This window comes from Streptomyces sp. CC228A, from assembly GCF_021390935.1.
GTDB lineage: Bacteria > Actinomycetota > Actinomycetes > Streptomycetales > Streptomycetaceae > Streptomyces.
Window position 1 is genome coordinate 104,894 of record NZ_JAJPUI010000010.1, and the last position, 12,460, is coordinate 117,353.

Annotated in this window: 10 protein-coding genes and 1 tRNA gene; 6 read left to right on the top strand and 5 right to left on the bottom strand. The window is 74.3% G+C overall.

Going from position 1 to position 12,460, the window contains the following annotated elements:
• Complete coding sequence (locus tag L6E17_RS25205; RefSeq protein ID WP_236242998.1) at positions 1-996, top strand: hypothetical protein; 996 nt, start codon at positions 1-3, stop codon at positions 994-996.
• A gap of 406 nt (positions 997-1,402) precedes the next feature.
• A tRNA-Arg gene (locus L6E17_RS25210) sits at positions 1,403-1,475 on the top strand.
• Positions 1,476-1,672: 197 nt separating this feature from the next.
• On the opposite strand, the gene L6E17_RS25215 is transcribed toward L6E17_RS25210, so the two are convergent.
• The 3 genes from L6E17_RS25215 to L6E17_RS25225 form a co-directional block, all read right to left on the bottom strand.
• Positions 1,673-2,335 (bottom strand): HAD family hydrolase, encoded by a 663-nt coding sequence (locus L6E17_RS25215; protein WP_236242999.1) that lies wholly within the window; start codon positions 2,333-2,335, stop codon positions 1,673-1,675.
• A gap of 622 nt (positions 2,336-2,957) precedes the next feature.
• Positions 2,958-3,440 carry a hypothetical protein gene (locus L6E17_RS25220; RefSeq protein WP_236243000.1) on the bottom strand — a complete coding sequence of 161 codons (483 nt, stop codon included), beginning with the start codon at positions 3,438-3,440 and terminating at the stop codon, positions 2,958-2,960.
• Complete coding sequence (locus L6E17_RS25225; RefSeq protein WP_236243001.1) at positions 3,430-3,642, bottom strand: prevent-host-death protein; 213 nt, start codon at positions 3,640-3,642, stop codon at positions 3,430-3,432. Before L6E17_RS25225 ends, L6E17_RS25220 begins: the two co-directional genes overlap by 11 nt.
• 344 nt (positions 3,643-3,986) lie before the next feature.
• Here L6E17_RS25225 and L6E17_RS25230 point away from each other — a divergent pair, with 344 nt between their 5' ends.
• Entirely contained in the window at positions 3,987-4,205 is a 219-nt protein-coding gene (locus L6E17_RS25230) for a cold-shock protein (RefSeq protein ID WP_236243105.1), read from the top strand.
• Positions 4,206-4,512: 307 nt separating this feature from the next.
• Here L6E17_RS25230 and L6E17_RS25235 read toward each other — a convergent pair whose 3' ends face one another.
• Positions 4,513-5,289, bottom strand: coding sequence for a hypothetical protein (locus L6E17_RS25235; RefSeq protein ID WP_236243002.1), 777 nt, complete (start codon positions 5,287-5,289; stop codon positions 4,513-4,515).
• Positions 5,290-5,499: 210 nt separating this feature from the next.
• Between L6E17_RS25235 and L6E17_RS25240 the strand changes: the two genes are divergently transcribed.
• From L6E17_RS25240 to L6E17_RS25250, 3 genes are all read left to right on the top strand, one after another.
• Positions 5,500-6,540: a hypothetical protein gene (locus L6E17_RS25240; RefSeq protein WP_236243003.1), complete on the top strand. Its 1,041-nt coding sequence runs from the start codon at positions 5,500-5,502 to the stop codon at positions 6,538-6,540.
• A gap of 728 nt (positions 6,541-7,268) precedes the next feature.
• On the top strand, positions 7,269-7,907 hold the full coding sequence (locus L6E17_RS25245) for an HD domain-containing protein (protein ID WP_236243004.1): 639 nt from the start codon (positions 7,269-7,271) through the stop codon (positions 7,905-7,907).
• A 659-nt stretch (positions 7,908-8,566) separates the two neighbouring features.
• Positions 8,567-10,108: a vanadium-dependent haloperoxidase gene (locus tag L6E17_RS25250; protein ID WP_236243005.1), complete on the top strand. Its 1,542-nt coding sequence runs from the start codon at positions 8,567-8,569 to the stop codon at positions 10,106-10,108.
• Between the two features lie 302 nt (positions 10,109-10,410).
• On the opposite strand, the gene L6E17_RS25255 is transcribed toward L6E17_RS25250, so the two are convergent.
• Complete coding sequence (locus tag L6E17_RS25255; RefSeq protein WP_374109140.1) at positions 10,411-12,348, bottom strand: MFS transporter; 1,938 nt, start codon at positions 12,346-12,348, stop codon at positions 10,411-10,413.
• Positions 12,349-12,460 lie beyond the last annotated feature (112 nt).

Here is a 12,460-nt window from a genome sequence, read left to right on the forward strand (position 1 = left end):
ATGGACAGCCACATCACCGAGCGGTACGACGAGGCCGCCGTCAACTGCCTCACCGGGAGCTACTCGTTCCTCGCCGGGATCGCCGGCCGCCCCGTGGCGGAGCAGACCGTCTTCGAGCGGGGGGACGGCTACCTGTTCCAGGCGGGTCTGGACGAGTCGGGATACCCCGAGTACATCTTCCCCGTCGAGGAGGCCGGCGCACTCGGCATGACGCGCTCCGGGTTCACCGTGCACAAGGAACCCATCGCGTTCGACGCGCCGGCTCCGCAGCTGGAGGCGCTGCTGGCACGGCACAAGGCGGTCATCGTGTGGGTCAACACGGCCCACCTGCACTACGCCGACGTCTACCGGGACAACAACCCGTACCTGCACGCGGTCGTGGTGCACGGCATCGCCGCCGACCGGGGCCACGTCGCCGTGCACGACAGCCTCGTCGTGGGCCCCCAGCCGTACAGCTGCCGGGCCGCGGTCGCCTTCGACGACCTCGTCCGGTCGGCGGCCGACCGCATCAAGAGCGACGCGCACGACGCGATGGGCTTCTTCTACGCAGTCTCCGACGACTCCGGCCCCGCAGCCGGGTCCCCGGACGGGACGGAACTGAGCGGCGCGCTGGCCCGCCAGGCGGAGCGGTTCTTCGCCGAGGAGCGGTTCCGCCAGGCGATCCGCCGCTACCAGGAGCTGTGCGAGGAGTGCTTCGCCGGCCCGCCCGAGCGCTCCGCCCACGGCGCCCGCCGGCTCTTCCACCACGCCTCGGTCCTCTACGCGGTCCCCAGCCTGAAGCTGATGGCCCGCTCCCTGCGAACCGCCGGCGCCCCCGAGCACACCCTCGCCCTGCACGAGGAGGCCATGCGGCACTGGGAGGCCATGGGCGTCCTCGCCCTGCGCTACGAGGCGACGTCCGCGCCGTCGGTCCTGAAACGGATCACCCAGCGCTTCCAGCAGCTCGACGAGACGACCACCCGCCTGTGGGAGTCCGTGGCAAAGCCCGGGGGGTGACCGGGGGCGCCGCGGCGGCGCGGCCGCGGTGCGGGGGCCGGTGGCGGGGGCGCGGGGCGGGGGCGCGGGGCGGGGTGCCCGGTGTCGGGGCCGCGGGGCGGGGGCGCGGGGCGGGGTGCCCGGTGTCGGGGGCACGGTGGCGGGGCGGCGGTGGCTGTGGGCGTGCTTGCCGGTCGGGGCCGTGGCCGCCGTTCGGGGTGGCCACGGACTGCGGTGACCAGCGGTGGCGGGGCCGCGGTGGCGGGAGCGCGGACCGGGAACGAGCCGGAGCCCTCCTCCTCCACCCGCTCCCCTCCGCTGATCCGCTACCCTGTTCAGGGACCTCCCTACGGGGCGGTCCCTGGCCTTGCCACAGCGGAACGGGACACTCACCCAGAGTGCTCCACCAAGCTCCATGCAAGGCCCCGCCTTCGTAGCTCAGGGGATAGAGCACCGCTCTCCTAAAGCGGGTGTCGCAGGTTCGAATCCTGCCGGGGGCACGCTCGTGACCAGCTAGGTCACCCTCGAAGGCCCAGGTCCGACACTGTCTCGCCTGGGCCTTTCGCCTACCTTCCGCACTTTGCCTACGCCCCGCCTACGCCCCGCCTACGGCCTCACTACGGCCCTACTACGGACCCCCATCCCCTAAATATCGCCTAAACGACCCGCGAGCGGTTGTACGGGTGGGGGACGACGCTCAGCGCGCTCGCGCGTTGAAGTCGCCGATCAGAGACGGCAGCTCGGTGAGGCTTTCAATGCGGAAGGTCGGGAGCTTCACCGCTTCCTCGGTGTTCCACTGGATCGTCGCCCACGGGCCACGGTGGATGAGCGCCGAGTGCATGCCGGCGGCGGCTGCCGGGCGCAGGTCGTTGTCGACGCGGTCCCCGACGTACAGGATCTCCGAGCTGGTGAACGGGGTGACTTCGGCGACCCGGCGGAAGAACTCCGGGTCGGGTTTGCTGGCGCCCCAGTCGTCCGAGGTGCCGATCAGGTCCACGTCCTTGGTGAACAGCTCACGCAGGAGGCCGCCGGCACGCACGGTCTGGTTCCCCGCGATGCCGAGCCACAGCCCGTCGGCGCGCAGCTGGGCGAGGGCGGGGCGGACATCCGGGTACAGGTCGTCCTCGCCGAACCACTCGGGCTGGTCGGCCTCCGCGCGCTTCTCGCGCTCGGCGTACAGGTCGAATCCGGGCTGGAACTCCTGGAACGTCTCGCGGTAGTCCCGGCCCTGTGCGATGACGGCGCCGAACATCGCGGCGAACGTGTGGCGGGGGACCCCCAGCCAGTCCGCCCACGTTCCGTACTCGCGGGTCTCGTCTACCAGGCACTCACCAACGTCGAACACCACAGCGCGAATCATGCCCGCAGCCTAGCCAGTTCGGGGGATGCGGCGTCAGCAGGATCCGGGCATGACGCAGCCGCCCCCTGCCCTCCCGCGGGGGAGCAGGGGGCGGGGGAGCCGCGGGGAACGCCGGCGACTCCCGAGCGAACGTGCAGCTCAGCGTTCTCCCAGGTCAGCCCACGTCCGCGTACGACGAGGCCGGCGCACGGCACCTACAGGGAAGAGGCCCAGACGACTATCCCGATGGGAGTGAGGCCGCATAGGAGGCCGAGGCACAGGCATGCGTAGGCCAAAGCCTTGAACGCCTTGTGTCTCTGGGCTCGACATGCAGCGAAGCATGTGAAGCCGGCGACGGCGAGGCACGGCAGGATGACGAAGAAGAACCCCAGCGCTGCCATGATCTCCCCGATCGTGCGGCCGCGGTACAGCAGGAAAGTACAGCAACCACCACGACCGCAGTCGACCGCCACCGCCCCATGCAGCCGCTCGACCAGCCTTGCAGACCTCGGCAACCCTCCCGCCCGTAGCTCGTCGCATCGAGGGGGCGACTGACATCCACAGCCGGCTTCAACGACGTCGGACGGGGGCGTCTGCGAACGCTCCTGCCAGACCGCAGCAGTACCAGGCCACCCCGCCAGGATCAGCTTCCGATCGAACTCCTCAAGCGGGTGTCGCAGGTTCGCATCGTGCCGAGGGCACACGGCACAGGGACGGTTCGGAGGCTTCGTCCCTCGAACCGGCCCTGCCGCGTCATCACAGCCCTGCCACGGCGAACCATGAACTCCGGTCTGGTCCCACCGCACCGGTGTCCTGCCGTCAGCCTTTTCCGGCCGTAGATGCGCGCCGCTTCGGCGTCGAAGGGGATGGGGGCGAAGGGGATGGGGTCGAACTCGTTCTCGGCGCGTTGCAGGATGTCGAGCCTGCGGGCGCGTTCGGCGTGTTCGTCGTAGCTGCTCTGTTCGTCGTTGCGACGGACCTCGTGCGGACCGGCGGACAACTCGGCCAGGGTGATGGCGGTGATCGCCATCTCGTCCGGCAGCTCCTCTGGCGCCACCCAGCGGCGCAGAATCATGATGTCGGTGTCGAGAATGCCCTGGCGATGCGTCGAGACGTCAGCGGTCATAGGGATCGACCGGGTAGGGGTCGGCCGTGGCAGCCTGATCGGCCCGGAACCTGTCAAGGTCGATGCCCGGGGCGGTCCTGGACATCGCGGCGAACTCCTGGCGAGAGACGAACCGACGGCGTCGACGCAGCGGGACGAGCCGGCCGATCGGATGTCCGTCGCGGGTGACGGTGAACGACTGCCCGCTCTGTACGGCATCCATGATTTCTCGGGACCGGCTGCGTAGATCCCGTTGGGTGATTTCGGGCTGAATGCTCCCCTCACCACGGTGGCGCCGGTGCCACCAGGTAGCACATGGCGCCCAAGGGCTTGCATCGACGTCCCTCCGGTCGTAGCGGCCGGTATGGCGTTCGGTGGTCGATTGGGCCGGGGCCACGGAGACGCCTCCTACCGCGGCACGGTGACAGTACGAGGCGGTCCGGTGGGTGGAGGTAGCGCCGGACCCGCCCGTCGGCGGTGGCTGGACAGGTCGCGCAGAGTCCTGGCGTCGCCGGGATGGTTCGATGGGCGGGAAGCGCGGGGGAGACATAGGTGGAGGTGGGGCGCGTGGTGGTGGCGACGGTCCGGGAGTGGCACGACGAGGAGGGGTGGGGCGTGCTCGACTCGGCCGAGACGCCCGGCGGGTGCTGGGCGCACTACTCCTGCCTGGAGATGGACGGGTTCCGGGCCTTGGCTGTCGGGCAGCGGGTGCGGCTTCGATGGGAGGACCCCGGCTTCCTGCAGGACGGGTACGCGTACCGGGCCCTGAGCGTCGTCGTCCTCTGAGGCCGTACGGGCCCGGGACGGGCTGCTGACGGTACGGGCTCACCGCCTGCGGGCCCGCGACCTCGTGCGGGGCTCGCTGCCTGCGCGCCCGCGACCCTGTGCGGGGCTCGCTGCCTGCGGACCCGCGGTCCCCACGGGGCTCGCTGTCTGCGGAGCTTTGCTCCTGTGCGCGTAGGCAAGCAGCCGCCGTGCACGGGGGCAGCGCTGGGGTCGCTGCCTGCGGGGTCTGCTGCCGGGCGCGGTGGTTGGTCCGGCGGAGGGCCGCGGGCCACAGGGGCACCCGCCCGCCCGGTGTGCCCGCGGGGGGCTACGGGTTGCGTGTGGTGTGCGGCAGGGAGCGGTACGCGACGCGGGTGTCGGCCGCCGTGTCGATGAGCGTCACCATCAGCGGGGTGCTGCCCGTGGGGCCCTGGTTCAGGGCGGTCAGGCGGTAGCGCGTGCTCCGTACCGCGTCGCGGGCCAGCGGGGTGCCGCCGCTGTGGAGGTGCGGCGGCATCGTGTCGTTGGCGATCCGCAGCGGTTCGTCGCGCCACATGCCGGCCGCCGGGTCCCAGCGCTGGAGCAGGAAGCCGTCCTGGGGTGCCTGCTCCGCGGACCTGCCGTCGATCAGCATCTCCATCTGGAACGCCAGCTTCAGGTGCGTGTACGCGCGTGTGTTGCCGTTGTCGAGCGTGACCGTGAACTCCTGCGGCGCCCCTCCCCGTGCCAGGTCGATCCGGCCGCCGGCCGTCCGCACCGCCATCGCCAGGTACGTCGGCGCCGGCGGCGCCGTCCGCGCGGGCGCCTCCCCGCGGGTGGGCTCGGCCCGCGGGGCCGGGGTGCTCGGCGGTGCGGTGGTCGGCCGCTTGGCGTTCGGCTGCGCTGCCGACGGCGTCGGGGCCGCCGCCGATGCCGGGGGCGCGGTCACGGTCGGAGTCGGGGTCGGTACGGGGGTACGGGTCGGCTCCGGGGCCGCCGGCGCGGAGGACTGCGACGCCCGGGGCTTCGCCGCCGGAGCCGCGTCCGGTCCGTCGCAGCCCACGGCCGCCCCGCCCAGCAGGGCCGTCGCCACACCGCCCGCCACCAGTCCGCGTGCGATGCGCATCGTCGTCTCCCCCTGCCCCGTGGTCACAGCTGTCCCGGTGAACCTAGCCCGCCCAGGTCACGCCCCGGCACGTGGCCGATAACGTTCGGTCGTCGATTCCGTCAGGGGCCGCATACGGACAGCACTGCCTGCGGAGCGCCCTGTGCCCTGCGGAGAGTCCCGCGCGCCGCCGGCGTTGCTTTCGGACAGCGTCGGACGGAAGATCATCGGGTGATCCGTCTGACCGCCTCCCTCCGCCGCTCCCGGCTCGCCGCGCGCGTCCCCGACCAGTTCGACCCTTCGGCCCACGGGCTCGTACCGCGCGCGGAGCTCGACGACCGCTGGCCGGGGCCGCCCCCGCCGCTGCACGAGGCCAAGGCCGCGCAGGCCCTCGCGGACGCCGCCTGGGACGGGGACTGGCAGACCGCCGCCGCCCACCTGGAGGCGGCCGGGCAGGACTGGGACGAGCACTGGTCCCGCATGGAACTGCTCCAGCAGGTCGCCGCCGAGGACGACGGCTGGCTCGACGCCTGGCGCGCCGCCCGGCCCGAGGACGGCGACGCCGCGACGCTGCACGCGCTCCTGCTGCTGCGCCGCGCCTGGGCGATCCGCGGCAGCGCGTACGCGCACGAGGTCCCCGAGGAGCGGATGAGCCGCTTCCGGCAGCTCGTCCCCGCCTCCATCGAGGCGGCCCGCAAGGCGTCCCTCGCCGCGCCCGGCCACCCCGGCCCGTGGGTGGTGATGGTCACCGCCGCCCGCGGCGCCCAGTACTCCCCCCACCAGTTCGTCCCCCTGTGGGCGGAGCTCGCGGCCCGCGCCCCGTACCACTACGAAGGCCACTGGCAGGCGATGCAGTACTGGTGCGCCAAGTGGTTCGGCTCCGACCGGCAGATGCTGGAGTTCGCGGAGCACGCCCTGCGGATCGCCCCGGAGGGCAGCCCGCTCGCCGGCATCTATCTGCACGCCCTGCAGGAGTTGGAGCAGCGCGGCAGCCGGCTGCCGTCCGGGCGGCGGGCCCAGGACCTCCTCGTCGCCGCCGCCCGCTCGCTCGGCACCGTGCCCGCCGGCGACCGGCGCCTGCCCCGGCTGCGCCACCTGCTGGCCCACCACCTGCTGCGGACGGGGCTGTACGAGGAGGCCTTGGAGCAGTTCCGGCTGATCGGCCCCTGGTGCGGGGCCGGTCCGTGGGACGACGAGCGGGACATCGTGGCGGCGTTCGACCTGGCCCGCGGCACCGCCGCTCTGGGGGCGGCGCGGCGCAACCGCTCCTGACCGGTGGCCCGGCGCACCCCGACCGGCCGGCGCACCTCCGGCTGACGGGCCGGTGGGCCGTCCCTCACCGGTCGGCGCACTTCCGGCTGGTCAGCCGGTCCGCGCACCCCCGGCTGACCAGCCGGTACGCCGGCACGTGGCCACCCGGTACGCCGGCACGTGACCAGCCGGTACGCCGACACATGGGCACCCGGTACGCCGGCACGTGACCAGCCGGTACGCCTCCGCCGGGCCCCCACCGGGTCGGCCGGTGCGCCCGCACGTGACCGGCCGCCGCGCCCCACTCGGCCCAGCCGCCGGGCCCGCCCAAGGCCCAACCGGCGGCCCTCGGACCGGCCGGGCCCGGGGGCTGCTTGCCCCTCGGCTCGGCCGGCGCCGGTCGGCCCCGGCCCGCCCTGATCTGCGGCGGTCCGCGCCGGTCCACCCCGGTCCGCCCCGATCTGCGCCGGTCTTCGGCGGTCGACCCCGGCCCGCCCCGGCCGGCCCAGGTCGCGCCGGCCCGCGCCGGAGGGCCCCGGTCCGCGCCGGTCGGCCCCGGTCTTTGCCGGGGGCGCAACACACGCAACACACCTGGTCAGCGCGGACATTCGAGCCGTTCTGGATCGCGCGACGAGTACGTGGCTGTTCCATGAATGCGGCTTCCACTCCGGCGGCGTGCTCGTGCGCCGCCGCTTCGGCTGCTCACTTTCGCGCTTCCGACCGCGCAACTCCCCGTGAGGTGTCACTTCATGTCCGAAATCATCGCCGGTGTCGCCATTCCCGACAGCACGATCGCCAAGGAGGCGACCGAGCTGATCCGCGACGCCACGGATGAGCTGATCTACCACCACTCCCGCCGGGTCTTCATCTGGGGCGCGCTCCAGGGGCAGAACCGCGGGCTGTCCTTCGACGCGGAACTGCTCTACGTCGGGGCCATGTTCCACGACCTGGGGCTCACCGAGCCGTACCGCGACAACGGCACCCGCTTCGAGATCGACGGCGCCGACGAGGCCCGCAAGTTCCTCGTCTCCCGCGGGATCGACGCGGAGCGCGCGCGGGTCGTGTGGGAGGCCATCGCGCTGCACACCACCCCGGAGATCCCCACCCGGATGGCCCCGGAGATCGCCCTGGTGACGGCGGGCGTGGAGCTGGACGTCCTCGGCATCGGCTACCACGACGTGTCGGACGAGACCCGCGGCGCGGTCGTCGCCGCGCACCCGCGCCCCGACTTCAAGCGGCGCATCCTCCAGGCGTTCAACGACGGCATCACCCGCCGCCCGGCCACCACGTTCGGCAACGTCAAGGCCGACGTCCTGGAGCGGTTCACCGACGGCTACGTCCGGCCGAACTTCGTGCAGGTCATCGAGGGCTCGCCCTGGTCCGAGTGACCGGAGCCCCGACCCGGCCCGGACCCCACCCGCCACCGGGCCGGCGGGGCACCCGCGGGAACAACCCTGCCGCAGCACGGCGCTGAGCCCGCCGTCACCCGCACGGTCCGCCGGGCTCTGCGGCACCCCGTGAAACCCGCGGGACCCGCCCAACCCCGCAGGCCTGCTCGCCGCCACGAACCCGCCACCCGTACGGCCAAGAGCCCGCCCCCGTACGGCCACGAGCCCCCGCGCACCGGCCGCCGCGGGCCCCGCGCACCCGCTCCGAACCGACCGGGGCCGAGGGCGCACCCGCCCGCACGACCCCGGGCACGACCGCGCCGTACGACCACGGCCCCGACCGCCCGCACCGCCGGGAGCCCGCCGGCACGCATCCGACGACCCGTACGGCTGCGGAGACCACCGACCCGTACGACCCGGGCACGACCACCCCATGCGCCCCGGCCGTACCGGCGCGCTCAGCCCCCGGTACCACCGCTGCCACCACCACGCCCACGGGCACGGGCACGGGCACGGGCACGGATCCGACCACCCCGTACGTACGTCCCCGTGGCCTCCGCGCGCCGCCACGCCGCCCCCCTTGCCACAACCGTGCGCAGCCTGCCGCCGGGCCCGCGCGCACTCACCCACGCACCCACTCATCCCTTAAGGAACCCGTCGTGCATACCCGCACCCCGCGCAACCGCACGTACCGCAACCCCGTCCGCCTGCGCTCCGGCATCTCGGCCGCCGCCGCGCTCGTGCTGACGGTGACCGCCACCGGTTTCCAGGCCGTCGCCGCTCCCGCACCGGGCGCCGGCGCCGCAGCGGGCGCAGCGGCCCCTGCCGCCGCGTCCGGCAGCCTCGTCGTCCAGTGGAACCAGCAGATCAGCCAGGCCCTCAGCACCGAGTCCGCCACGCTCGGCCGCCCGACGGCTCCGCCGGTCGGTGCCCGCGCGTTCGCGATCGTCCACGCCGCGATGTACGACGCCTGGGCGGCGTACGACGCGAAGGCCGTCGGCACCGTGCTGGGCGGAGAGCTGCGGCGGCCCGCCGCCGAGCGGACCGAGGCCAACAAGAAGGCCGCGGTCAGCTACGCGGCCCACCGCGCCCTGACCGACCTCTTCCCCGGGCAGCGCGCCGCCTTCGACGCGCGGTTGACCGCCCTCGGCTACAGCCCGTCCGACCTGGTGGCCCCGGTCGCCGGCAGCCCGGCGGACGTGGCGCTCACCGCCGCCGACGCGCTGCTGGAGAAGCGTGCGGGTGACGGCTCGAACCAGCACGCCACTCCGGCCTACGCGACGCCGAAGGGCTACTACACCCCGGTCAACGCGCCGCAGGACGTCGACGCGTTCGACAAGGCGGCGCTGACCCACCCCGACCGCTGGACGCCGCTGCGGGTCAACGGCAAAGTGCAGGAGTTCGCCACCCCGCACTTCGCCACGGTCGACCCGTTCGTCGTGAAGGACCCGAAGAAGTACCTGCCGCCGGCGCCGCCCGCGTACGGCACCAACGAGGCCAAGCGGGCCATCTACCACCAGATCCTGGTCAACGCCACGCTGACGGAGCGCCAGAAGGCGCTGGCAGAGCACTGGCAGTACCCCGGCTCCAGCTCGTCGGCCATCCCCCAGGAGTGGGCCGCGTACGTATCCCAGCGGGACGGGTACACCCTGGACCAGGACGTGAAGATGTTCTTCGCCCTCAACCTCGCCGAGGGCGAGGAGTCGGTGGTGGCCTGGCTGACCAAGGTCTCGTTCGACTACGGGCGCCCGATCACGATGGTCCGCCACGCCATGTCGGGGCAGCGGATCCCGGGCTGGGCAGGCCCCGGCAAGGGCACCCGGATCATCGACGGCGAGAAGTGGACCCCGTACCTGAAGACCCCGCCCTTCGCCGCGTACGGCTCCGGGCACACCGGGTTCACCGCCGTGGCCGCCGAGACGCTCAAGCTCTTCACGGGCTCCGACCGCTACGGCGCCACCGGCGTCATCAAGGCAGGCAGCTCCGCGATCGAGCCCGGCATGCCGTCGAAGGACGTGCCGCTGAAGTGGGACACGTTCTCGGCCGCCGCCCAGGAGGTGGGCCAGTCCCGCATCTACGGCGGCGCGCACTGGTACTACGACCACGACGCCGCCTACCAGCAGGGCCAGGAGCTGGCCCGGGACGTCTGGAAGCACACCCAGGCGCTCTTCGACGGCACCCACACCAACGCCGGGCGGTAGCAGGTACGGAAGCACCGCACGTCAGGAGGCGGGGAAGCGGGCGGCCGGGGCGTGACCGGCCCGGCCGGGGGCGCGGCGGCCTCCTCCGCCGCCGGATGCCCGCGGCCGGGCGTCCCGGGCGCCCGCGACCGCCGTGCCCCGACTCCCCCGGGCACCCGCGGGCGCCCTGCCACGCCGTGCTGGTCCCCGTCCCGGCCGTCCCGCACCGCGGGGCCGCCGGGACGGGGCGTGCCGTGCGTGCCGGCGCGGCCCGGATGTCTGCGCGGATCGCCGCCGCCTCGTCCCGCGACGGCGGGGCCGCTTCAGCAGGGTGTGCCCCGCGACAGCAGCCCGTAGGGCGCTTCCAGCCGGTACAGCCCGGCCTGCGGGGCCACCAGTTCGGTCCACCGGTCGCCGTCCGCCGTCTCGGGCGCCCCGCGCAGGCAGCCGCGGCCGTCGTCCGCGGACAGCCGTCGGCCCGCCCCGTCGACCAGGGCCAGCCACGGCGAGTGGGCGACGCGGATCAGGACCCGCCCCGGCTCGTCGACGCGCAGCAGCATCCCGCCCGCACCGGCGTGCTCGACGGTGGCGGGTGGGTCGGCCAGCGGGGTGGCGTCCCGCACGGCGAACAGGCGCCAGTCGGTGTCGGACCACACCTCCTCCAGGTACGGCAGTCCGCCCGCCACCAGCGCAGCCTCCTCGCGGGCGCCCATGTCGGGTGTGCCGCCGGTCGGCAGGACCACGTACCGCACGGCCCACCGGTGCAGCCAGGCCCGGTACGTCGCTGCGGTCAGGGACCCGTCGTAGAAGAGCGGGTTGCGTTCCAGGTCGGCCTGGCGGTTCCAGCCGCGCGCCAGGGTGACGTAGGGGGCGAGCGCGGACGACTCGCGGTGGCTGCGCGCGGGCACCACCTCCACCCGCGCGAGGTTCGCGCCCCGGTCGGTCAGCTCCGCGACCAGCGGGGCGGGGTCGTGCGCCCACGATCCCTTCGGGGTGGTGCGCACCACGTCGTCGACGCTCTTGAACCCGACCCACGCGTGGAACACGACGAGCGCCAGGGCCAGCGCGTACCAGCGGCGCCCGCGACCGCCCCGCGGGCCCGCGGCCGTTCCGGTGGCGCCTCGGCGGTGCGCGTCCCCGCCGGTACGGCTCGCACCCGCACGAGGAGGGCTGCTGCCCGCACCCTCGCGGCGCGTGCCCGGGGCGTCGGCGCCCTCACCGCCGCCCGCACCTGCGTCCGGCGGGCCCGGGGCGTCCCTGCGCGCGTGGGGCAGGGCCGCGAGCAGCACGACGCCACCGAACAGCATCGCGAGACGGGTCACGTTGGAGCCGATCTGCGAGTCGGCGAGCCACGTCAGCAGCGTCGCGAGCGCGTAGACGGCGGCGACCGCGCGGACCGTCCGCCACTGCGCGGGTACGAGGCCGAAGGCCAAGACCGCGCACGCGAACGGCAGCACGACCGTGCCGAGCCCCATCGGCTGCGTCCCCGCGAAGGGGAAGAGCCACGCCGAGAGCGCCACCACCGCCACCGCCGGCAGACCCGCCGCCAGCGACGGCGCGAACCGGCCCCGCAGGAAGAGGGCCGCCGCCACGAACCCCAGGAACAGCCCGGCCACGGGGCTGGCCGCCGTGGCCAGTCCGCCCAGCGCCCCGACGGCGAGCAGGTGCCGGCCCCGGCGCCGTACCGGGGCCGCGGCCGGCGCTTCCGGGTCGAGGCGGCACACCAGCACCGCGACCGCGCCCAGGGCGAAGGCGAGACCGAGCCCGAACGTCACCCGCCCTGACAGGGCGTTGCCCAGCAGCGCCGACACCGCGGCGAACGAGCAGGCCGGCACGTTCCGGACGGCCCGCGCGCGCACCAGCAGCAGCGCGACGAGCCCGGCGGAGACCGTGCCCGCGAGCATCATCGTCGTCCGCACGCCGAGCACCGCCATCACGTACGGCGAGAGCAGGCTGTACGAGGCGGTGTGCATCCCGCCGTACCAGGAGAGGTTGTACGCGCTGCCCGGGTGGTCGGCGGCGAACCGGGCCCAGGCGTCCTGCGCGGCCAGGTCGCCGCCGCTGTTCGCGAGCAGCAGGAACCACAGCATGTGCAGGACCGCGGCCAGTCCGGTCGCGGCCGCCACGGGGTACGCGGCGGGTACCCGCGCCAGGCGCGCGAGGAGACGGCCCCCCGTGCGCTCCGCGCCCCCTGCGCCCCCCGCGGCCGCGGGGGCGTCCGCGCGGCGGCCGGTGCCTGCCGCCTCCTCCGCGGTGGTCACCCCGTACCCCCCTCTCCTTCTCCCTCGTCCGTCAGCCTCGTCCGCCGGCCTCTTCCGCCGGCCTCTTCCGCCGGCTTCGTCTGCCGGTCTCGTCCGTCAGCCTCTTCCGCCG

Bases quoted from the DNA above. Each gene is read 5' to 3' on its own strand.
- L6E17_RS25205 (WP_236242998.1), top strand. From the start codon at position 1: ATGGACAGCCACATCACCGAGCGGTACGACGAGGCCGCCGTCAACTGC.
- L6E17_RS25215 (WP_236242999.1), bottom strand. From the start codon at position 2,335: ATGATTCGCGCTGTGGTGTTCGACGTTGGTGAGTGCCTGGTAGACGAG.
- L6E17_RS25220 (WP_236243000.1), bottom strand. From the start codon at position 3,440: ATGACCGCTGACGTCTCGACGCATCGCCAGGGCATTCTCGACACCGAC.
- L6E17_RS25225 (WP_236243001.1), bottom strand. From the start codon at position 3,642: ATGGATGCCGTACAGAGCGGGCAGTCGTTCACCGTCACCCGCGACGGA.
- L6E17_RS25235 (WP_236243002.1), bottom strand. From the start codon at position 5,289: ATGCGCATCGCACGCGGACTGGTGGCGGGCGGTGTGGCGACGGCCCTG.
- L6E17_RS25245 (WP_236243004.1), top strand. From the start codon at position 7,269: ATGTCCGAAATCATCGCCGGTGTCGCCATTCCCGACAGCACGATCGCC.